The 22453-nt window shown below is 53.7% G+C and carries 18 protein-coding genes and 7 tRNA genes; 2 read left to right on the top strand and 23 right to left on the bottom strand.

The genetic code is table 11. From position 1 onward, the window contains the following. Positions 1-58: 58 nt before the first annotated feature. The 11 genes from ACLJR2_RS13475 to miaB form a co-directional block, all read right to left on the bottom strand. Positions 59-1297 carry a hypothetical protein gene (locus tag ACLJR2_RS13475; RefSeq protein WP_000498865.1) on the bottom strand — a complete coding sequence of 413 codons (1239 nt, stop codon included), beginning with the start codon at positions 1295-1297 and terminating at the stop codon, positions 59-61. 31 nt (positions 1298-1328) lie between these two features. Then, positions 1329-2264 carry a pyrimidine-specific ribonucleoside hydrolase RihA gene (gene rihA, locus ACLJR2_RS13470; protein WP_001207422.1) on the bottom strand — a complete coding sequence of 312 codons (936 nt, stop codon included), beginning with the start codon at positions 2262-2264 and terminating at the stop codon, positions 1329-1331. Positions 2265-2380: 116 nt separating this feature from the next. Further along, entirely contained in the window at positions 2381-3106 is a 726-nt protein-coding gene (gltL, locus tag ACLJR2_RS13465; protein ID WP_000631369.1) for a glutamate/aspartate ABC transporter ATP-binding protein GltL, read from the bottom strand. Further along, positions 3106-3780 (bottom strand): glutamate/aspartate ABC transporter permease GltK, encoded by a 675-nt coding sequence (gltK, locus tag ACLJR2_RS13460; RefSeq protein ID WP_000272794.1) that lies wholly within the window; start codon positions 3778-3780, stop codon positions 3106-3108. Before gltK ends, gltL begins: the two co-directional genes overlap by 1 nt. Next, the gene (gene gltJ, locus ACLJR2_RS13455; RefSeq protein ID WP_000020930.1) at positions 3780-4520 is read right to left on the bottom strand and encodes a glutamate/aspartate ABC transporter permease GltJ; all 741 of its coding nucleotides are present in this window, start codon (positions 4518-4520) and stop codon (positions 3780-3782) included. The genes gltK and gltJ overlap by 1 nt, the downstream gene beginning before the upstream one ends. Positions 4521-4679: 159 nt before the next feature. Continuing rightward, the gene (locus ACLJR2_RS13450; RefSeq protein ID WP_001518176.1) at positions 4680-5588 is read right to left on the bottom strand and encodes an amino acid ABC transporter substrate-binding protein; all 909 of its coding nucleotides are present in this window, start codon (positions 5586-5588) and stop codon (positions 4680-4682) included. Between the two features lie 417 nt (positions 5589-6005). After that, a complete protein-coding gene (gene lnt, locus ACLJR2_RS13445; RefSeq protein ID WP_024134114.1) occupies positions 6006-7544 on the bottom strand; it encodes an apolipoprotein N-acyltransferase in 1539 nt (512 codons plus the stop codon). A gap of 19 nt (positions 7545-7563) precedes the next feature. Further along, complete coding sequence (gene corC / locus ACLJR2_RS13440; RefSeq protein WP_001278615.1) at positions 7564-8442, bottom strand: CNNM family magnesium/cobalt transport protein CorC; 879 nt, start codon at positions 8440-8442, stop codon at positions 7564-7566. Between the two features lie 157 nt (positions 8443-8599). After that, positions 8600-9073, bottom strand: a complete 474-nt coding sequence (ybeY, locus tag ACLJR2_RS13435) for an rRNA maturation RNase YbeY (RefSeq protein ID WP_000084477.1) — start codon at positions 9071-9073, stop codon at positions 8600-8602. Next, positions 9070-10116 (bottom strand): PhoH family protein, encoded by a 1047-nt coding sequence (locus ACLJR2_RS13430; protein WP_001018045.1) that lies wholly within the window; start codon positions 10114-10116, stop codon positions 9070-9072. The genes ybeY and ACLJR2_RS13430 overlap by 4 nt, the downstream gene beginning before the upstream one ends. Before the next feature lie 204 nt (positions 10117-10320). Further along, entirely contained in the window at positions 10321-11745 is a 1425-nt protein-coding gene (miaB, locus tag ACLJR2_RS13425; protein ID WP_001519200.1) for a tRNA (N6-isopentenyl adenosine(37)-C2)-methylthiotransferase MiaB, read from the bottom strand. A gap of 143 nt (positions 11746-11888) precedes the next feature. On the opposite strand from miaB, the gene ubiF reads away from it, so the two are divergent. Continuing rightward, positions 11889-13064, top strand: coding sequence for a 3-demethoxyubiquinol 3-hydroxylase (ubiF, locus tag ACLJR2_RS13420; protein ID WP_000184630.1), 1176 nt, complete (start codon positions 11889-11891; stop codon positions 13062-13064). A 132-nt stretch (positions 13065-13196) separates the two neighbouring features. Here the strand turns inward: ubiF and ACLJR2_RS13415 are convergent. The 12 genes from ACLJR2_RS13415 to nagB form a co-directional block, all read right to left on the bottom strand. Next, a tRNA-Gln gene (locus ACLJR2_RS13415) sits at positions 13197-13271 on the bottom strand. Positions 13272-13314: 43 nt separating this feature from the next. Beyond that, positions 13315-13389, bottom strand: a tRNA-Gln gene (locus ACLJR2_RS13410). A gap of 46 nt (positions 13390-13435) precedes the next feature. Continuing rightward, a tRNA-Met gene (locus ACLJR2_RS13405) sits at positions 13436-13512 on the bottom strand. Between the two features lie 15 nt (positions 13513-13527). After that, positions 13528-13602, bottom strand: a tRNA-Gln gene (locus ACLJR2_RS13400). A gap of 35 nt (positions 13603-13637) precedes the next feature. Next, a tRNA-Gln gene (locus ACLJR2_RS13395) sits at positions 13638-13712 on the bottom strand. A 23-nt stretch (positions 13713-13735) separates the two neighbouring features. Further along, positions 13736-13820, bottom strand: a tRNA-Leu gene (locus tag ACLJR2_RS13390). An 8-nt stretch (positions 13821-13828) separates the two neighbouring features. After that, positions 13829-13905, bottom strand: a tRNA-Met gene (locus ACLJR2_RS13385). 221 nt (positions 13906-14126) lie between these two features. Next, positions 14127-15791 (bottom strand): asparagine synthase B, encoded by a 1665-nt coding sequence (gene asnB, locus ACLJR2_RS13380; protein ID WP_000337032.1) that lies wholly within the window; start codon positions 15789-15791, stop codon positions 14127-14129. Between the two features lie 289 nt (positions 15792-16080). Next, on the bottom strand, positions 16081-16833 hold the full coding sequence (nagD, locus tag ACLJR2_RS13375; protein ID WP_000153143.1) for a ribonucleotide monophosphatase NagD: 753 nt from the start codon (positions 16831-16833) through the stop codon (positions 16081-16083). Between the two features lie 46 nt (positions 16834-16879). Further along, positions 16880-18100 carry a DNA-binding transcriptional regulator NagC gene (gene nagC / locus ACLJR2_RS13370; RefSeq protein WP_000187572.1) on the bottom strand — a complete coding sequence of 407 codons (1221 nt, stop codon included), beginning with the start codon at positions 18098-18100 and terminating at the stop codon, positions 16880-16882. 4 nt (positions 18101-18104) lie between these two features. Then, positions 18105-19259, bottom strand: a complete 1155-nt coding sequence (gene nagA / locus ACLJR2_RS13365; RefSeq protein ID WP_000271186.1) for an N-acetylglucosamine-6-phosphate deacetylase — start codon at positions 19257-19259, stop codon at positions 18105-18107. Positions 19260-19318: 59 nt separating this feature from the next. Further along, the gene (nagB, locus tag ACLJR2_RS13360; RefSeq protein ID WP_001237060.1) at positions 19319-20119 is read right to left on the bottom strand and encodes a glucosamine-6-phosphate deaminase; all 801 of its coding nucleotides are present in this window, start codon (positions 20117-20119) and stop codon (positions 19319-19321) included. Positions 20120-20445: 326 nt separating this feature from the next. Here nagB and nagE point away from each other — a divergent pair, with 326 nt between their 5' ends. Next, entirely contained in the window at positions 20446-22398 is a 1953-nt protein-coding gene (nagE, locus tag ACLJR2_RS13355) for a PTS N-acetyl glucosamine transporter subunit IIABC (RefSeq protein WP_001023069.1), read from the top strand. The last annotated feature ends 55 nt before the right edge of the window (positions 22399-22453 follow it).

Here is a 22453-nt window from a genome sequence, read left to right as displayed (position 1 = left end):
GAAAGAGAGTTTATAGAATAAAGAACACCACCCTCTGGCGTGGTGATCTTTATCAATGTCACGCCTGGCGAAAGTATTCATCCATAATGTTCGTCAACTCCGGGCGCTCGCCGTCATCATTGATGGCGAAATCGAGGAAAAAAGCATCGGCCTGTGGCGTGCGTTTCTGGGCCAGTAAACGAAACGCCAGCGGGTAGTGGCAAGCATAATCGGGGATGCGAGTCAGAAAACGGACAAAATCAATCAACAAGGGGGAATGGGTATAAAACAGCGCGCGTAACAGTACGGCGGGAAATCCCTCTTCGGTGATCCCTTGCGCCATGATTTTATTGAGGCCGGCTTCGCTCAGATCGCCTGCGGCAATAATATCTGCGCAGGCCGCAAGATCGGGATAATGCGTTGCGCAGTTAGCCAATGCGTTCGGCCAGTTGACGCGGGTATAACGTTCGTCATGGCGAGTAAAGTAATCCTCCCAAAGGGATGGCGGTAGTTTTTCGTACTGTATTTTCGGGGGGATGCGGCGCTGAAACTGGGCTTCTTCCAGGCGCGCGCCGTCATAAAATCGCAGGTATTGCTGTCGCGTCTCGTAGCATGTCATCGCCACCGGCTGGCTGATGACCCAGGTCTTCACGGGCCGGCCTTCCAGCGCGGCGGCGGTGGCTTTATGGTGACCATCAAGCAGGACGCAAAGCCAGCTGTCATTCATATACCAGGCCAGCGCGTGGCTCTCTGGCTTATCGCGGTAATACCCGGCGCGTTGTGGGTTAAATCGCGATGGGGGCTGGCCTGGCAGTAAAAAACAGGGTTCGCCGGACTGGTAGTGATAGTCCACGTCAGCAATCCACTGCCCTGTGGTCGCGGGATTCGGTTGTTTTTCGTTACCCACCGCCCAGAAAAAATGTCCGTTGCCATCTGTGGGATAAAGTTCGCGTTCTTCCAGCCGGTAATAGCCATCGGCAAAGAGTGAAAATAGCGGCGTCAGGGAGGTAAATGCTTCGTTCAACCCGACTCCTGGCTGATTCCATTCGGCAAGTGAGGATAAAAACTGCGCGGCGCCTTCATCATCATTGCTAAAACCGGCATAAACAAATTCTGCGCAGGTTGGGCACCAGGCTTCAGTGTAAAAACGAATCAGCGGCGAGCCATGCCAGGAGAGCGTATGAATACCGGCGTCAGAGTCGGGATCGTGGATAACGCAGGGACGAAGCAATGCTTTTCCGTTACGTACTGAAAACGTAATATGGGCTACGTCGTGCTGTAGCAGGCGAATTTCAGGTCTATTGTTACGCCAAAACATCGCTATTCATCCCTGGATTCTACTTTGCGCTTTATGCGTAGTATTGCAGCCGTTCCGCCAGCAAATCGACAAATCCCTGGCGGTCTACATCGACCATCACCGTCGCATTCGGCTTATTCCCCGTCAGGAAATAATAATCCACCACCGTCATCCCCTGGGTGTATTTCCCCTGGGTTTCCACGCCGACCCAACGCTCAACGGTGGTGAAAATCTCGGGCTTGAGCAGCCAGGCGATGGTGCACGGGTCGTGCAGCGGTGCGCCGACAAATCCCCATTTTTCGTCTTTGTGGTACTCCATAAAGAAGTCCAGCAGTTCGGCGACGATGGTGGAAATCGGGTTACCGATGGCGCGAAAGCGTTCGATATCGGCGGCGTGAATCTGTGCCTTATGAGTGACGTCCAGCCCGGCCATCACCACCGGAATGCCTGACTGGAAGACAATTTCTGCCGCTTCCGGGTCGACGTAAATATTAAATTCCGCAGCGGGCGTCCAGTTACCCAGCGCCATCGCGCCGCCCATGATCACAATGCGGGCGATTTTCGTATGCAGTTCCGGATGGCTATTCAGCAGCAGCGCCACGTTGGTCTGTGGGCCAGTGGAGACGATGGTGACCGGTTGTGCGCTCTCGCGCAGCGTTTTTGCCATCAGCTCAACGGCAGTGCCGCTTTGCGGGGCGAATGACGGCTCGGGCAGCGCCGGGCCGTCGAGGCCGCTTTCGCCGTGAACGTTATCGGCGATAATCAGTTCGCGCATGAGAGGTTTCACCGCGCCGCCCGCCACCGGAATATCCGGGCGTTTGAGCAGTGTCAGCATCCGCAGCACGTTGCGCAGGGTCTTCTCCGGCGTCTGGTTACCGGCGGAAGAGGTGATCGCTTTCACTTCCAGTTCAGGGGAGGCGAGGGCGAGAACGAGGGCGATCGCGTCATCATGACCCGGATCGCAATCAATAATAATGGGCAGTGCCATTGTGGCTCCTTGTAAGCGGTACTTTGTGACAAGGTTAACGCCCGGCTGGATACGTTTCGAGAAGCGAAGCGGTAAAGCGTGAGATAGCGCGCACTCTGACGTGCGCGCCGGGAAGATTAGTGCAGGATTTTCGCAAGGAAGTCTTTTGCGCGATCGGAACTGGGGTTAGCGAAGAACTCCTCTTTTGGCGAATCTTCGACGATTTTACCTTCATCCATAAAGATCACCCGGTTAGCCACTTTACGGGCAAAGCCCATTTCGTGCGTCACCACCATCATGGTCATCCCTTCGTTCGCCAGTTCGACCATCACGTCCAGCACCTCGTTGATCATTTCCGGATCGAGCGCGGAAGTCGGTTCATCGAATAACATGGCAATGGGGTCCATGCACAGCGCACGGGCGATGGCGACACGCTGCTGCTGACCGCCGGAAAGCTGCGCCGGGAACTTGTTGGCATGCGCAGACAGGCCAACGCGCTCCAGCAGCTTCAGGCCTTTATCGCGGGCGGCGGCCTTATCGCGTTTCAGCACTTTCACCTGCGCCAGCGTCAGGTTTTCGATGATCGACAGGTGGGGAAACAGCTCGAAGTGCTGGAATACCATGCCCACGCGGGAACGCAGTTTCGCCAGATCGGTTTTTTTGTCGTTCACAATAATGCCGTTAACGGTAATTTCGCCTTTTTGCACCGGTTCCAGACCATTGACGGTCTTAATCAGCGTGGATTTACCGGAACCCGATGGTCCGCAGACTACCACCACCTCACCTTTTTTCACTTCTGTTGAACAATCGGTCAGCACCTGAAAGTGACCATACCATTTTGAAACATTTTTCAGGGTAATCATTAAACTGTCCTTTTCTTCAAATAGCTGACCAGCAACGACGCGCTCAGGCTGATAACAAAATAAACGGCGCCGGCGAACAGAATCATTTCGACCTGAGTACCGTCACGCTCGCCGATAGTCGACGCGGTGCGGAAGAAGTCCGCCAGGCTGAGTACATAAACTAAAGAGGTGTCCTGAAATAGCACGATGCCCTGCGTAAGCAACAGCGGCACCATCGCCCGAAACGCCTGCGGCAGAATAATGAGCTTCATCGACTGCCAGTGGGTCATCCCCAACGCCAGCGCGGCGCTGGACTGCCCGCGGGAAATACTTTGAATACCGGCGCGAATAATCTCGGAATAGTAGGCCGCTTCAAACATAGAGAATGCCACCATCGCGGAGATCAGGCGGATATCGGTTTTCGGCGATAGTCCCAGCACGTTTTGCAGAAAGCCGGGTACAATCAGATAGAACCACAGCAGCACCATCACCAACGGGATGGAACGGAAAACGTTAACATACGCTTTAGCAAACCAGGCGATAGGGGCGAAGCTTGAGAGGCGCATGACGGCCAGAATGGTTCCCCAGACTATCCCCACGATAACGGCGGTGACGGTGATCTTCAGCGTGATGACCAACCCGGCCAGTAGGTAAGGCAGTGAGGGGATAATCGAACTCCAGTCAAATTCGTACATTATTTGCTCCCCACGTTGCCCGGCAGGCGGACTTTGCGTTCAACCAGGCTCATGACCAGCATGATAACGGCGTTAATCAGCACATAGGCCAGCGTAATGGCGGTGAAGGATTCCCAGGCGTGCGCCGAGTAATCCAACAGTTTGCCTGCCTGCGCCGCCATATCCACCAGGCCGATGGTTGAGGCAATAGCCGAGTTTTTCACCAGGTTCATCATCTCTGACGTCATTGGCGGCACGATAACGCGATAGGCATTCGGCAGCAGGACATAGCGATAAGCCTGCGGCAGCGTTAGCCCCATCGCCAGCGCCGCGTTCTTCTGCCCGCGAGGCAAAGACTGAATCGCAGCGCGTACCTGTTCGCAAACGCGGGCGGCGGTAAACAGTCCCAGACAAATCATTGAGGAGAGGAAAAACTGAATATTGGGATCGAGTTCCGCCTTAAACCACATGCCAAGATCTTCCGGCAACAGTTCAGGCACCACCAGGTACCAGGTGAAGAATTGCACGATCAGCGGCACGTTACGGAACAGTTCTACGTACAACGTGCCCAGTCCGGAGAGGAAACGGTTGGGAACGGTACGTAAAATGCCGAAAATAGATCCTACCAGGAAAGCGATAATCCAGGCGGTAATCGAAAGGGCTACGGTGACCTGAAAACCACTCCATAGCCAGCCGAGATAGGTGGTATTGCCGAAGGGGGCTTCCTGTAAAAAAATACCCCAGTTCCAGTCTATTGACATACATCTACTCCGAAAAAAAAGGGTAGCAGCGCTACCCTCGAAGATTGTTGCCCGGCGATTTGCGGCTTCAGGCCCGATGGGGAACGACCATCAGGCTTATAGTCTGTCCGTGCTGAGCGACAATCGAGAGGACAGGAGTCCCGTCCCATTTAGTTTTAGTTAGTTAAGCGCTTTATCATTCGGTGCTTTGAACAGGGCTTTCATCTCGTCAGATAACTCGAAATTCATGTTCAGGTTTTTCGGTGGGATCGGATTTTTAAACCACTTATCAAACCACTTTTCCGCTTCGCCGGAGGTTTGCGCCTGGGCGATGGTATCGTCCATCAGCTTTTTAAACTCAGGGTCGTTTTTACGCAGCATACAGCCGTAGGCTTCCTGGGACTGCGGTTTACCGACAATCTCCCAGTTATCCGGTTTCTTGGCTTTGGCGCGCTCGCCGGCCAGCAGCGCGTCATCCATCATAAAGGCGACGGCGCGACCGCTTTCCAGGGTGCGGAACGAGTCACCGTGGTCTTTCGCGCTAATAATACGCATCCCCATCTTTTGCTCTTCGTTAAGCTTATGCAGCAGAATTTCAGAGGTCGTCCCGGAGGTGACGACGACCGCTTTGCCTTTCAGATCCGGGAAATCTTTAATATCGCCGCCTTTTTTAGTCAGCAGTCGCGTCCCGACGACGAAAATCGTATCGGAGAAGGCGGCCTGTTTCTGGCGCTCAAGGTTGTTAGTCGTTGAACCACATTCAAAATCGAAGGTTCCGTTTTGCAACAGCGGAATACGGTTTTGCGAGGTGATCGGGATCAGCTTCACCTGCAGATCGGGCTTGTTAAGTTTCTTTTTTACCGCTTCCACAATGGCGTTGGAGTAGTCCTGGGAATAGCCGACCACTTTCTGCTGGTTGTCGTAATAAGAAAAGGGCACAGAAGATTCGCGATGCCCGACGACGATCACGCCATTTTTAGCGATCTTGTCCAGGGTGCTACCAGCGGCAGGCGCGCCATCTTCTGCGTGCGCAAGGCCCGCAGACAGTCCCATGACCAGCATTGCTGTGGTTAGCTTACGTAATTGCATATCCAACTCCTTTATCATCTGCGCCGTCGACGCATTGATAGCTATTGTGATGTTGTTATTGCCTGCAACTTGCGCGTGCAGTGTTATGTGCGTTTGTTAACATTTAGTGTGGCTTGTTGTAAATATTTTGCTGCGATATTGTTTATTTTTGCGAAGTGCGCCGCACCGTTCAGAGGCAAAAATCGCAGTTTGCACAATAATGGTGCTACCGATGCTGTGTTGTGGTGCAACCTGGTTGCGCCGGTAGGGAGTGTGCAGCCTCTTGATTATATTAAGCAATTGGCGTGCCAGAATGAGATTTTGGTGGCGGTGAGAGGTTGTAGGCCTGATAAGCGTAGCGCCATCAGGCACGGTGCGATACAACTGCCGGATGGCGGCGTAACGCCTTATCCGGCCTACATTGGATAGTGCAATGTTTTATTTGCGGCGTTGACGCAGGCTCATCACCAGCGCGCCAAAGCCGAACAGTACGGTAATCAACCACACCGTCCAGTCGCCGGTTCGTGCGTACGGCGTCAGGCCGGTGGTCGGCGTGACTTTGGTAGTTAGCACCTGGCGTGTGAACTGCGGGATCATCGCCTGAATTTCGCCCTGCGGGCCAATCACCGCCGTAATACCGTTATTAGTACTGCGCAGTAACGGACGCGCCAGCTCCAACGAACGCATCCGCGCCATCTGGAAATGTTGCCACGGGCCAATGGACTTACCAAACCAGGCGTCGTTAGAAATCGTCAGCAGATAGTCGGTGTCCGGGCGGAAGTTATCCCGCACCTGTTCGCCAAGAATAATTTCATAACAGATTGCCGCCGTCAGCTTATAGTCGTGCGCATGTAACTGCGGCTGGATATAAGGGCCGCGGCTAAAGGAGGACATGGGCAGATCGAAGAACGGCGCCAGCGGACGCAGGATAGACTCCAGCGGAACGAACTCGCCAAAGGGTACAAGGTGATTTTTATTGTAGCGATTGGGCGAGTCATAACTGTATGGATTATCCTTGCCCAACGTAATAATCGTATTGTAGGTGTCGTATCGATTCTGTTTATTGAGACGCGCATCGACAATACCGGTGATCAGCGTGCTATTTTTTTCGCGTAACATCTCGTCCAGCGAACGAAGGAAAGGCTGCTGATTGATTTCGAGATCCGGAATCGCCGACTCAGGCCAGATAATAATCTGTGATTTGCCTAACTCTGGGCGGGTTTCGTTGAGATAAATTTTTAGCGTATTCAGTAGCTGGTTTTCGTCCCACTTCAGCGACTGCGGGATATCGCCCTGCACCAGCGATACCTGGGTCGCTTTGGCCGGTTCCAGCGTAAACCACTGGATATAACGTAGCGGAAAGGGCAAAGCAAACAGAATCACGGCGACAGCCAGCGGACGCCAGTTCCGCGTCGCCAGTGCCAGCGCTAACAGGCCGCTGACCATCATCAGCAGGAAGTTGATCGCTTCGACGCCCATTACCGGCGCCAGGCCTTTTAGCGGGCCATCGACCTGACTATAGCCAAATTGCAGCCAGGGGAAGCCGGTCAGCACCCAGCCGCGTAAAAATTCGGTGATTTGCCATACTGCAGGCGCGGCGATAGCGACGCGCAGCCAGTTGGTTTTTGGCCACAGGCGCGACAAAATCCCGGCAAACAGTCCGGTATACAGCGAGAGATAAGCTGCAAGCAGCACCACCAGAAAAACGTTAACCGGGCCCGGCATGCCGCCAAACTGCGCGATACTGACATAAACCCAGTTAATCCCGCTACCGAAAAGTCCGAGTCCCCAGCAATAGCCGATGGCGGCAGACTGGAGCGGGCGGCGATTAAACGTTAAGGCCTGCAGCCCGATAAGCGACACTATCGCTGCGGGCCAGACGTCATACGGAGAGAAAGCCAGTGTTCCGCAGGCGCCGAATAATAACGCCAGCAGCAGGCGAATACGCTGGCGTTCAATTAACGAGGCAAATGCCATTTTTAGTCCACTATTGCTGTTATTCGTCCAGTTTTGGCTGGGGCGAGTCATCCGGGATCCTGACATGCACCTGAATAATACGACGACTATCGGCCATCGCCACTTTGAACTGGTAACCATCAATGTCAATGGTTTCGCCGCGGGCCGGTAAATGGCCGAACGCCTGCATCACCAGCCCGCCGATGGTATCGACTTCTTCATCGCTGAAGTGGGTGCCGAAAGCGTCGTTGAAGTCTTCAATCGACGCCAGCGCGCGAATCGTCCAGGTATGGCGGCTAAGCTGACGGAAGTCGATATCGTCTTCTTCGTCATACTCATCTTCAATTTCACCGACAATCAGTTCGAGGATGTCTTCGATAGTTACCAGGCCGGAAACGCCGCCAAACTCATCGATAACGATGGCCATATGGTAGCGCTGGGAGCGGAATTCCTTGAGCATACGGTCAACCCGTTTGCTTTCCGGTACGACAACCGCGGTGCGTAACACTTTGTCCATGCTGAAGGCTTCGGCATCGCTGCGCATAAACGGCAGCAAATCTTTGGCCATCAGAATCCCTTCAATGTGATCTTTATCTTCGCTGATCACCGGAAAACGCGAGTGGGCGGACTCGATGATAACATCAAGACATTCGTCCAGCGTCTGGTTGCGTTTTAGGGTAATCATCTGGGAGCGCGGGATCATAATATCGCGAACGCGCTGGTCGGCGATGTCCATTACGCCTTCGAGCATATCGCGCGTATCTTCATCGATAAGCTCGTTCTGCCCGGAATCACGGATCAGCGCCAGCAACTCATCACGGTTTTTAGGTTCACCGTGGAAAAGCTGGCTGAGTAGCAGGGAAAAAAATCCCTTTTTACTGTTTACTGTGTCACTACTGTGTGAATTGTCGTCGCTCATGGCGTCGTATGGGTTCTCATGTTAGTTAATACAAAGCTCGTCATGCGTATACTCAGCTGTGACGGCATGTTTTGCCTGATGGCGCTACGCTTATCAGGCCTACAAAAGGCATGAATGTAGGCCGGATAAGGCGCAAGCGCCGCCATCCGGCAAGCTACTATTCTGCAATCTTCTCGGCAATGTACGGATCCTCATAGCCCATAGCAAGCATAATCTCCGTTTCGAGAGACTCCATCTCTTCCGCTTCGTCATCGTCGATATGATCGTAACCCAGCAAATGCAGGCTACCGTGCACGACCATGTGCGCCCAGTGCGCCTCCAGCGGCTTGCTCTGTTCTTGCGCTTCCTGCTCCACGACCTGACGGCAAATAATCAGATCGCCCAGTAGCGGCATTTCAATGCCGGGGGGCGCTTCAAACGGGAAGGAGAGAACATTAGTGGGTTTATCTTTCCCGCGGTACGTCAAATTAAGGTCATGGCTTTCGGCCTCATCCACCAGACGGATTGTGACTTCTGCCTCTTCCTGAAACTGCGGAATAACGCCGTCCAGCCAGCGTTGAAACTGAGCTTCATCCGGCAGGCCCGCGTGGTTTTCACAGGCCAACTGTAAATCGAGGATCACCTGGCTCATTTCTGTTCCTGCTCCTGGGCTTCACGCTTACGCTCCGCCGCCAACGCCGCTTTGCGTTTTTGTTCGGCCTCTTCCCAGGCTTCATAGGCGTTAACAATGCGGGCAACGACCGGATGGCGCACCACGTCTTCGCTGTGGAAGAAGTTAAAGCTGATTTCATCGACTTCCGCCAGCACTTCAATAGCATGACGCAAGCCGGATTTGGTGTTGCGTGGCAGGTCAATCTGCGTCACGTCGCCGGTGATCACCGCTTTCGAGTTAAAGCCGATACGTGTCAGGAACATCTTCATCTGTTCGATAGTGGTGTTCTGGCTTTCATCCAGAATGATAAAGGCGTCGTTTAATGTGCGTCCGCGCATATAGGCCAGCGGCGCGACTTCAATCACATTGCGTTCAATCAGCTTCTCGACTTTTTCAAAGCCGAGCATTTCGAACAGCGCGTCATACAGCGGACGCAGGTACGGGTCCACTTTCTGACTTAAATCGCCTGGCAGAAAGCCGAGTTTTTCGCCCGCTTCAACCGCCGGACGGGTCAGCAGAATACGGCGAATCTCCTGGCGCTCCAGGGCGTCTACCGCAGCAGCGACCGCAAGATACGTTTTACCGGTACCCGCCGGGCCGACGCCAAAGGTAATATCATGATCGAGAATATTGGCGATGTACTGCGCCTGGTTCGGGGTACGCGGTTTAATCACGCCGCGCTTGGTTTTGATATTAATAGCTTTGCCATAGTCAGGCACGCTTTCCGCGCTCTGTTCCAGCACCCGCGCTTCTTTGATCGCCAGATGAATTTGTTCCGGTTCGATATCCTGAGTCTGGCCGCGCATCGGTGCGGTATCGACATACAGACTTCGCAAAATATCTGTCGCCGCGGTCACGCAAATCGGACGACCGGTCAGTTTAAAGTGATTGTCACGGCGGTTGATTTCAATACCGAGACGACGTTCGAGCTGTTTAATATTGTCATCAAACGGCCCGCAAAGGCTCAACAGACGGGCGTTGTCTGCAGGCTCAAGGGTAATTTCGCGAGTGTCTATATTCAAACTGTTCCTCTTGTGTCTGTATCGCCGGACGCTGAACATTTACCGGCATCTAAGGAAATTATTCACGCCATAGGGAAAAGGCGCAAGCATTGCAATGAAGATGGGGATGAAGAGAGAAAATTGCAAGGCCCGTCGGGCGACAGGCCATGACCAGGAAGCCCGACAGGCGTAGCGCCATCGGGCATTATTGCCTTTCCTGCAGGATTAAGGCTGGTAGAATCCTACGCCCAGCTCATTTTCTTTACGGGTACGGGCAATGACGGACTCCGGCGTTTCGGCGACGCGCAGACCCATTTCATCTTCGGTACGCACCACTTTTCCGCGCAGGGAGTTCGGATAGACGTCAGTAATTTCCACATCGACAAACTTACCAATCATCTCCGGCGTGCCTTCAAAGTTCACCACCCGATTGTTTTCGGTACGGCCAGACAGTTCCATAATGTTTTTACGCGACGTGCCTTCCACCAGAATGCGCTGTGTCGTGCCGAGCATACGGCGGCTCCATGCCATCGCCTGCTGATTGATACGCTCTTGCAGAATATACAGACGCTGCTTTTTCTCTTCTTCCGGTACGTCATCAACCATATCGGCAGCCGGCGTTCCCGGACGCGCAGAGAAGATAAAGCTGTAGCTCATATCAAAGTTGACGTCGGCGATAAGCTTCATGGTTTTTTCGAAATCATCGGTAGTTTCGCCTGGGAAACCGACGATAAAGTCAGAGCTTATCTGAATGTCCGGCCGCGCCGCGCGCAGTTTACGGATGATTGCTTTATATTCCAGCGCAGTGTGGGTGCGCCCCATCAGATTCAACACGCGATCGGAACCGCTCTGTACCGGCAGATGCAGGAAACTGACCAGCTCCGGCGTATCGCGGTACACCTCGATAATATCGTCGGTGAACTCAATCGGATGGCTGGTGGTAAAGCGAATACGGTCAATGCCGTCGATGGCGGCAACCAGACGCAGCAGATCGGCAAAGGTGCCGGTGGTGCCGTCGTAGTTTTCTCCGCGCCAGGCGTTAACGTTCTGGCCCAGCAGGTTGACCTCACGCACGCCCTGCGCCGCTAACTGGGCGATTTCGAACAGGATATCGTCTGAGGGACGGCTGACTTCTTCACCGCGGGTATACGGTACCACGCAGTAAGTACAATATTTATTGCAGCCTTCCATGATAGAAACGAAAGCGGTCGGGCCTTCGGCGCGCGGCTCCGGCAAACGATCGAACTTCTCGATTTCCGGGAAGCTGATATCGACCACCGGGCTGCGGTCGCCACGCACGGAGTTAATCATCTCCGGCAGGCGGTGTAAGGTTTGCGGACCAAAAATAATGTCGACGTAATGGGCGCGTTGACGAATGTGCTCGCCTTCCTGGGAGGCCACGCAGCCGCCGACGCCGATAATCAGATCGGGATTTTTCTCTTTTAACAGTCTCCAGCGACCTAATTGATGGAAGACTTTTTCCTGAGCCTTCTCGCGGATTGAGCAGGTATTCAACAGCAGCACATCCGCCTCTTCCGCCACGTCGGTCAGTTGATAGCCGTGGGTGGCGTCCAGCAGATCGGCCATCTTCGATGAATCGTACTCGTTCATCTGACAGCCCCAGGTTTTAATATGGAGTTTTTTAGTCATCGACTTGCTCTTGCGAAATAGTGGCTGAAAAGCAGGGCGCATAGTGTAATGCTTTGGCGCGGTTGTGACCAGTATGACTGACGTCAGCCCTAATGGGTAAAAAATCCTGTAAACTTGTCTAAAACGTAACAGGATGAATGACCATGACAAATCAACCAACGGAAATTGCCATTGTCGGCGGGGGAATGGTCGGCGGCGCGCTGGCGCTGGGTCTGGCGCAGCAAGGGTTTACGGTGATGGTAATAGAACATGCCGCGCCTGCGCCGTTTGTGGCTGACAGCCAGCCTGACGTGCGGATTTCGGCCATTAGCGCGGCATCCGTGGCGCTGCTCAAGGGGCTGGGCGTTTGGGAGGCGGTGCAGGGGATGCGTAGCCATCCTTATCGGCGACTGGAGACCTGGGAGTGGGAAAACGCCCATGTGGTGTTCGACGCCGCTGAACTCAAGCTGCCGCTGTTAGGCTATATGGTAGAGAACAACGTCCTGCAACAGGCGCTGTGGCAGGCGCTGGAAGCGCACCCCGGCGTGACGCTGCGCGTTCCGGCTTCACTGGCGGCATTGCACCGCCGCCGCGATGGTTATGCGCTGGAACTGGCCGACGGCGAATGGGTAACGCCGAAGTTAGTGATTGGCGCCGACGGCGCGAATTCGCAGGTTCGGCAAATGGCGGGAATTGGCATTCATGCCTGGCAATATGCGCAGTCGTGTATGCTTATCACCGTCAAGTGTGAAAATGCGCCAGGCGACAGCACCTGGCAGCAGTTTACGCCAACGGGGCCGCGCGCCTTTTTGCCGCTGTTCGACGATTGGGCGTCGCTGGTGTGGTATGACGCTCCGGCACGTATTCGCCAGCTACAGAGTTTATCGATGACGCAATTGCAGGTGGAAATTAACCAGCACTTTCCGGCGCGTCTGGGGGCGGTGATGCCTGTCGCGGTGGGCGCGTTTCCGCTAACCCGTCGTCACGCGTTGCAGTATGCGCAACCGGGGCTGGCGCTGGTAGGCGACGCGGCGCATACCATTCATCCGCTGGCCGGGCAGGGCGTCAACCTGGGGTATCGGGATGTTGATGCGTTGATTGATGTGCTGGCGAGTGCCCGTAGCTGTGGCGAGTCCTGGGCCAGCCATTCGGTGTTGAAACGCTATCAGACGCGGCGTATGGCAGATAATTTTATGATGCAAAGTGGAATGGATCTGTTTTATGCCGGGTTCAGCAATGAACTGCCGCCGCTGCGTATTTTACGCAATATGGGGCTGATGGCGGCGCAGCGCGCAGGCGTGCTAAAACGTCAGGCGCTGAAATATGCGTTGGGGTTGTAGTTTGTGTTATGCCGGGTGGCGGCAATACCTTACCCGGCCTGTATTCGCCCGTAGGCCTGATAAGCGTAGCGCCATCAGGCAGTCCGAATTGCCAGAAAAGCAAAAAGCTCGCCGAAGCGAGCTTTTTAAAGGTGGCTGGGGTACGAGGATTCGAACCTCGGAATGCCGGAATCAGAATCCGGTGCCTTACCGCTTGGCGATACCCCAATTGTCGTACTTCTTGCGCTCGTTAGCAGAGCGTCTTTAAAACTGGCTGGGGTACGAGGATTCGAACCTCGGAATGCCGGAATCAGAATCCGGTGCCTTACCGCTTGGCGATACCCCAACAAATTATTTTCGAACCGGTCGAATACCTCGACGCGTTCTGAATATGGTGGCTACGACGGGATTCGAACCTGTGACCCCATCATTATGAGTGATGTGCTCTAACCAACTGAGCTACGTAGCCAGATGATTTCTTCGATGGCTGGGGTACCTGGATTCGAACCAGGGAATGCCGGTATCAAAAACCGGTGCCTTACCGCTTGGCGATACCCCAATACCGTCGCGGTGAACCGCAAACTCGAAGAAATATGGCTGGGGTACCTGGATTCGAACCAGGGAATGCCGGTATCAAAAACCGGTGCCTTACCGCTTGGCGATACCCCATCCGTACAACGCTTATCGGTGAATGGTGCGGGAGGCGAGACTTGAACTCGCACACCTTGCGGCGCCAGAACCTAAATCTGGTGCGTCTACCAATTTCGCCACTCCCGCAAAAAAGATGGTGGCTACGACGGGATTCGAACCTGTGACCCCATCATTATGAGTGATGTGCTCTAACCAACTGAGCTACGTAGCCATCTTTTTTCGCGTTACCTTATCGGCGTTGCGGGGCGCATTATGCGTATTGAGCCTTGAAGCGTCAACCTCTTTTTCATCGAAAAACGTCGGAAAGTGTCTGTTTGGTTAGGTTGCGAACAGCGTGGCGCAATATTCGGCAATTATTGGTTATTAATCGTTTTTCCGAAAGTGGTTTGCTATAAAAAAAGAGCCCCTAAGGGCTCTTTCGTCATCGTTAATTTACTGGTACGCCGACTGATGCACGCCGACCGCGCGGCCTGACGGGTCATCCATCGTTTTGAATGCTTCATCCCACTCAATGGCTTTGGCGGAAGAACAGGCCACGGACGGGCCGCCGGGTACGCATTCCGCCGCGCTCGGCACCGGGAACAGCTCTTCAAAAATTTCGCGGTACAAGTACGCCTCTTTAGACGACGGCGTGTTGTATGGAAAGCGGAAGCGGGCGGTTTCCAGTTGTTGATCGGAAATCTGTTTCGCCGCCACCTCTTTCAGCGTATCAATCCAGCTGTAGCCTACGCCGTCAGAGAACTGCTCTTTCTGACGCCACGCCACGCTTGCTGGCAGATAAGACTCGAAGCACTCGCGCAGCACGTGTTTTTCCATCTTGCCGTTACCGCACATTTTATCCTGTGGGTTGATACGCATCGCCACGTCGAGGAATTTTTTATCCAGGAACGGTACGCGCGCTTCCACGCCCCAGGCGGACATCGCTTTGTTGGCGCGGGCGCAGTCATACATATGCAGCGCCTGTAGCTTACGGACCGTCTCTTCATGTAACTCTTTGGCGTTCGGCGCTTTATGGAAGTACAGGTAGCCGCCAAACACCTCATCGGAACCTTCGCCGGAGAGCACCATTTTGATGCCCATCGCTTTGATCTTACGCGACATCAGATACATCGGCGTTGAGGCGCGGATAGTGGTCACGTCATAGGTTTCGATGTGGTAGATAACATCACGAATGGCATCAAGGCCTTCCTGCACGGTGAAGTGAATTTCATGGTGCACGGTGCCGAGGTGGTTAGCCACTTCCTGGGCCGCCTTCAGGTCAGGCGAACCTTCCAGACCGACCGCAAAAGAGTGCAACTGTGGCCACCAGGCTTCGGAGCGCTCCTGATCTTCGACGCGACGGGCGGCGAATTTTTTGGTGATAGCCGAGATAATCGACGAGTCCAGACCGCCGGAGAGCAGCACGCCGTAAGGGACGTCGGACATCAGGTGGCTTTTCACGGATTCTTCCAGCGCCTGACGCAGCGCGTTTTTGTCGGTAACGTTGTCTTTTACCGCATCGTAATCGAACCAGTCGCGCTGATAGTACTGACGAATTTCGCCGTCTTTGCTCCACAGGTAGCTGCCCGCCGGGAACTCTTTAATGGTGCGGCAGACCGGGGTCAGCGCTTTCATTTCTGACGCTACGTAGAAGTTGCCGAATTCGTCATAGCCCATATAGAGCGGAATAATACCGATATGGTCACGACCAATCAGATAAGCGTCTTTTTCGCTGTCATACAGGGCGAAGGCGAACATCCCCTGTAAATCGTCAAGGAAATCCGGCCCTTTTTCCTGATACAGCGCGAGGATAACTTCGCAGTCGGAGCCTGTCTGGAACGCGTAACGATCGCCATACTCCGCGCGTAACGTCTGATGGTTATAAATTTCACCGTTCACCGCCAGCACGTGGGTTTTCCTGGCGTTATACAGGGGCTGGGCGCCGGCGTTAACATCAACAATCGACAAGCGTTCATGTGCGAGAATCGCGTTATCGCAAGCATAGATGCCGGACCAGTCCGGGCCGCGATGGCGCATCAGGCGTGACAGCTCAAGGGCTTTTTTACGCAGTTCCGCTGCATCTGTTTTGATATCGAATACGCCGAAAATAGAACACATAGCCTTCTCCGTTAATCTGTTGCGTCGTACTTTTTGTGTTTGCTTGACTAAAAAATGCCGCAAAGGCGTGGAAGGCGCAAGGGGATTACGGTCTGAAAAATGAAAAATGCAATCGTCATTGTTGATTAGTGAAAAATGATTACATATTGCGCGGATTTATTGATGGATCTTCAGTTTTATCGTGGATTAATTGAATTATGTTTTTCCTGATGACGTTTCGCTTATCAGACCTACAATGTTGTTCGAACCGTAGGCCTGAAAGCTATGCGTCATCAGGCAGAGGACAGGTTTAGATAACGTCGATCTCAGCGACGGAAGGGTAAATCCAGCTTGGGCGGAACGGCATACTGTCAATATCATTGATTGTTGATACGCCTGAAAGCACCAGAATGGTCTCCAGACCGGCCTGGAACCCCGCCAGAATGTCAGTGCGCAGGTTGTCGCCGACGATAACGGTCTCTTCCGAGTGCGCCTGCATTTTGTTTAATGCCGCGCGGATGATCCACGGGCTGGGTTTGCCGACATAAAACGGCTTCCGGCCGGAAATTTTTTCAATGCCTGCGCACAGCGCGCCGCAGGCCGGATAAAAGCCGCGACCGTGGGTATCCGGGTTGGTGGCGATAAAGCGCGCGCCATTGGCGACGAAAAATGCTGCTTTATGCATCATGTCCCAGTTGTAGGAGCGGGTTTCTCCAACGATGACAAAATCAGGGTTCACATCGGTAATGGTAAAACCCGCTTTATAGAGCTCGTGAATGAGCGCGCCTTCGCCCACGACATACGCTTTCTTACCTTCCTGACGGCGCAGAAAATCGGCTGTCGCCATTGCTGACGTATAAAACACGCTGTCCGGCACGTTAACGCCAGCGGTAGCAAAACGGTTCGCCAGATCCTGGCCGGTTTGCGACGGGTAATTGGTCAGCAGCACCAGCGGCAGACCTTTTTCCAGAATCCCCGTCAGAAATTCCGCCGCACCGGGTACGGCTACGTTGTCGTGCATCAGCACGCCGTCGATATCGCAGATTACATTCTTGATGGTCATGAACTACCCAGGGAATTTGTGAATAATCCGATACTATAAGAGCGCATCAACTTTCCAGCAAACGTTGCAGCAATGTTCCGTTGAGCATGGCGCGTTTAACTAAGGCAAAAGCGCCGATAGCAGAACGGTGATCCAGCGTGGAGCGAACCACCGGCAAATTTTTGCGAAATGCCTTTAACGCCTGCGTATTGATACAGCTTTCGATAGCGGGCAACAGGACTTTATCGGCTTCAATGATCTCGCCGGCAATGACGATTTTTTGCGGATTAAACAGGTTGATAGCAATGGCGATCGTTTTGCCCAAATGGCGGCCAACATGCTCAATGACTTCCGAGGCCAGGCTGTCGCCCCGGTTTGCCGCCTTACAGATGGTTTTAATCGTGCAGTCGTCAAGCGGAACACGGCTTTGATACCCTTGTTTAAGCAAATTCAGCACCCGTTGTTCAATCGCCGCATTGGCGGCAATGGTTTCCAGACAGCCGAAATTACCGCAGTGGCAGCGTTCGCCCAACGGCTCCACCTGAATATGCCCAATTTCGCCGACGTTGCCGTTACGGCCAATGAAGATGCGTCCGTTGGAGATAATCCCGGCGCCTGTACCACGATGAACGCGCACCAGAATCGAGTCCTCGCAATCCTGACTGGCGCCGAAGTAGTGTTCCGCCAGCGCCAGGCTACGGATATCGTGTCCCACGAAACAGGTAACGTGAAACCGTTTTTCCAGCGCTTCGACCAGTCCCCAGTTTTCAACCTGAATGTGCGGCATGTAACGAATCACGCCGCTTTCCGGATCGACAAGCCCTGGCAGGATCACCGAGATAGCGATCAATTCACGAATTTTACGCTGACAGCTATCAATAAAGACGGCGATGGTGTTGAGCAGCGCATGTTCCAGCGTCTCCTGGGTGCGCTCCGGTAGCGGATAATGCTCCTCAGCGATCACTTTACTGCTCAGATCGTAGAGCGTTAAAGTGGTGTCATGACGGCCCAGGCGAACGCCAATGGCGTGGAAGTTACGGGTTTCCGTGACGATAGAGATAGCGCGGCGGCCTCCGGTAGAGGCCTGCTGATCGACTTCTTTGATCAGCCCGCGTTCAATGAGTTGACGCGTAATTTTCGTTACGCTGGCGGGAGCAAGCTGGCTTTGCTCGGCAATTTGTATGCGCGAGATAGGACCATGCTGGTCAATCAGGCGGTAAACGGCCGCGCTGTTAAGCTGTTTTACGAGATCAACGTTACCTATCTGAGCTTGTCCGCCTGGTGTCATATTCTCACTTACTCAAGTCAACGACCTCGTCACCATTAACGATGGTCTTGATAATTTTAAAATCGTGGGTGAACGCGGTCAGGTTGGCGACTTTACCCGGCGCAATGCTACCGAGATGTTTATCAACGCCGATAGCGCGAGCTGGATAGAGCGTTGCCATGCGCAGCACTTCATCCAGCGCGATGCCGCAATGCGCGACCAGGTTGCGTACGCCTTCAATCATGGTTAAGGACGAACCGCTCAACGTACCGTTTTCATCCACACACAGTCCATTGCGGTAGTATATTGTTTTACCTGCGAAAATGAACTGCTCAATATTGGCCCCCGCCGGTGCGGTGGCGTCTGTCACCAGACAAAGTTTGTCGCCTTTCAGGCGTTTGGCATTGCGAATGTTGGCGTAGTCGACATGCAGACCATCGGCGATAACGCCGCAATAAATATCCGCTTCGTCCAGAACGGCGCCAGCAAGGCCCGGCTCACGCCCTGTAATGTACGGCATCGCGTTAAACAGGTGAGTCGCAAAGGTAATCCCGGCGCGGAAGCCCGCTTTTGCCTCTTTTAACGTCGCGTTGGAGTGGCCTGCGGAAACCACAATGCCCGCATTCGCCAGTTTAGCGATTACGTCAGCAGGCACCATTTCCGGCGCGAGTGTAACTTTGGTGATGACGTCGGCATTATCGCACAAGAAATCAACCAGCGCAGCGTCTGGTTTACGTACGAAATCAGGATTATGGGTGCCTTTTTTTACCAAATTAAGCCAGGGGCCTTCCAGGTGGAGACCCAGCGCCTGGTGCGGATGTTTTTCCAGGTATTCGCGCATGACGCGAATGCCCTGTTTCATCAATTCGTCGCTGGTAGTGATAAGCGTTGGCAGAAAGTTAGTACAGCCCGATTTTTCATTGGCTTTCTGCATAATTTCCAGCGTTTCAACGCTGACGGCTTCTGCGGTATCGTTAAACTGCACGCCGCCGCAGCCGTTTAGCTGCACATCAATAAAACCGGGGGAGAGAATGGCCCCATTCAATGAGCGTTGTTCTATTCCCGGCGGCAGTTCAGCCATCGGACAAACGCGGTCAATCAGGCCATTAGCGACAACAAGCGCATGGTCATCAAGAATTTCGTGACCGGTAAAGATCCGGCCCTGGGTTAAAGCATACATTCCGACCCCCGATATCAAAAATTTACCGCCCCGCATTGACTGGCGGGGCGGAGACAACATTACAGACCTTTAATATTTTCTGCTTCTAATTCATTGAAATATTTCAATGTTTTAACTTTAAGTTCCATTGTGGACGGCTCATCGCATACCACAACCGCTTTCGGATGGAGTTGCAGGCAGCTAATGGTCCACATGTGGTTGACGTTGCCTTCAACCGCCGCCTGCAGCGCCTGGGCTTTCTGATGGCCCAGCACCAGAATCATCACTTCTTCCGCATCCAGCAGCGTGCCTACGCCTACCGTCAGCGCGTATTTCGGCACCTGGTTTACGTCGCCGTCAAAGAAGCGGGAGTTCGCTACGCGAGTATCATGGGTTAACGTTTTGATACGGGTACGGGAAGCCAGGGAAGACGCCGGTTCGTTAAAGGCGATGTGACCGTCGTTGCCGACGCCGCCCATAAACAGATGGATTTTACCGTAAGAACGAATTTTTTCTTCATATTGACGGCATTCTGCATCGATATCCGGTGCGTTACCGTTGAGAAGATTGATGTTTTTTGCTGGAATATCAACGTGATCGAAAAAGTTACGATGCATAAAGCTGTGGTAGCTTTCCGGGTGCTCTTTCGGCAGGCCAACATATTCGTCCATATTAAAGGTGACCACATGCTTAAAGCTGACCTCGCCCGCTTTGTGCATCTCAACCAGCGCTTTGTACGCCGTTAGCGGCGTGCCGCCGGTAGGCAGTCCAAGGACAAACGGACGATCGGCTGTCGGTTTGAACGCATTAATACGGTTAACGATATGGCGAGCGGCCCATTTGCCAACCTGTTCTGCGGTACTCAGGGGGATCAGTCTCATTCTTCACCTCAATAATCAATGTCAAAATTTGGCGGATCGTATTAAGCGTAACCTGGATATCCAGGGTTCGTGTTCAATCCGTCCTGATTTTTTGAATCATAAAATAAGTTTTCCGTGTTAGCCAGTGGATGGTGGGGGTGATTACGATATTTAGTGATTATAATCACAAAAAACACCCGTTTAATTTGCGAGGCGAATTAATTTTCCACACACTCTGCAGAAGATGATCTCACCGTTCGATTACAGAACATCACGTTTTTAACGTTTGCAGCACAATAAAAAACGGCTTCAAAGAAGCCATATCGGCGTCTCGTAGGGGGAATAAGATGAATATTTTAGGTTTTTTCCAGCGGCTGGGTAGGGCGTTGCAGCTCCCTATCGCCGTGTTGCCGGTGGCAGCGTTGTTGCTGCGATTCGGCCAACCAGATTTGCTGAATATGCCGTTTATCGCGCAAGCGGGCGGGTCTATTTTCGATAACCTGGCGCTGGTTTTCGCTATCGGCGTGGCCTCCAGTTGGTCTAAAGATAGCGCGGGCGCGGCAGCGCTGGCGGGAGCCGTGGGTTACTTCGTCATGACCAAAGCGATGGTGACGATTAACCCGGAAATCAACATGGGCGTGCTGGCGGGGATTATTACCGGTCTGGTTGGCGGCGCGGTTTATAATCGCTGGTCTGGTATCAAACTGCCTGATTTTCTCAGTTTCTTCGGTGGAAAACGTTTTGTGCCGATCGCAACGGGCTTTTTCTGTCTGGTGCTGGCCGCTATTTTCGGTTACGTCTGGCCGCCGGTCCAGCATGGCATCCATGCGGGCGGTGAATGGATCGTTTCCGCAGGCGCGCTGGGTTCCGGTATCTTTGGCTTCATCAACCGTCTGCTGATCCCCACCGGTCTGCATCAGGTACTGAACACCATCGCCTGGTTCCAGATTGGCGAATTCACCAATGCCGCAGGCACTGTATTCCACGGCGATATCAACCGCTTCTATGCTGGCGACGGCACGGCGGGGATGTTTATGTCCGGCTTCTTCCCGATCATGATGTTTGGTCTGCCGGGCGCCGCTCTGGCGATGTATTTCGCCGCGCCGAAAGAACGTCGTCCGATGGTGGGCGGTATGCTGCTGTCTGTCGCGATCACCGCGTTTCTGACCGGCGTAACCGAGCCGCTGGAATTCCTGTTTATGTTCCTGGCGCCGCTGCTGTACCTCCTGCACGCCATTTTGACCGGTATCAGCCTGTTCGTCGCGACGTTGCTGGGTATCCATGCGGGCTTCTCTTTCTCGGCAGGCGCGATCGACTATGTTCTGATGTATAACCTGCCAGCGGCCAGCAATAACGTCTGGATGTTGCTGGTGATGGGCGTTGTATTCTTTATCATCTACTTCCTGCTGTTCAGCGCGGTTATTCGTATGTTTAACCTGAAAACGCCGGGCCGCGAAGATAAAGTTGATGAGATGGTAACGGAAGAAGCCAATAGCAACACCGAAGAAGGGTTAACGCAACTGGCGACCAGCTATATTGCTGCGGTTGGCGGTACGGACAACCTGAAAGCGATCGATGCGTGTATTACCCGTCTGCGCCTGACCGTGAATGACTCTGCTCGCGTCAACGATGCGGCCTGCAAACGCCTCGGCGCTTCCGGCGTGGTGAAACTGAACAAACAGACCATTCAGGTTATTGTCGGCGCGAAAGCGGAATCGATTGGCGATGAAATGAAGAAAGTGGTGGCGCGGGGGCCGGTCGCGGCAGCGTCTGCTGATGCGGCTCACGTTGCAACACCTGCTCCGGCGGCCAAACCCCAGGCGGTGCCGAATGCGGTGACTATCGCTGAACTGGTCTCTCCGATTACCGGTGAGGTAGTGGCGCTGGATCAGGTACCGGATGAAGCTTTCGCCAGCAAAGCGGTCGGCGACGGCGTGGCGGTGAAACCCACCGATAAAACCGTGGTTTCTCCGGCGGCGGGTACTATCGTGAAAATCTTCAACACTAACCACGCGTTCTGTCTGGAAACCGAAAAAGGCGCGGAGATCGTTGTCCATATGGGTATCGATACCGTCGCGCTGAACGGTCAGGGCTTCAAGCGTCTGGTAGAAGAGGGTGCGGAAGTCACGGCGGGTCAGCCGGTTCTGGAACTGGATCTGGATTTCCTGAATGCCAATGCGCGCTCCATGATAAGCCCGGTTGTTTGCAGCAACAGCGATGACTTCAGCGCTCTGGTCATCAAAGCGGATGGTCACGTGGTAGCGGGTCAAACGCCACTGTACGAGATCAAGAGCAAATAATCGCTTCCTGGCCGGATAAGGCGTAAGACGCCATCCGGCGATATCACAGAAAACA

Source organism: Salmonella sp. SAL03688 (genome assembly GCF_046551895.1).
Classification (GTDB): domain Bacteria; phylum Pseudomonadota; class Gammaproteobacteria; order Enterobacterales; family Enterobacteriaceae; genus Salmonella; species Salmonella enterica.
The sequence above is the reverse complement of the archived record's forward strand: the minus strand, read 5'-3'. Positions and strand labels throughout refer to the sequence as shown.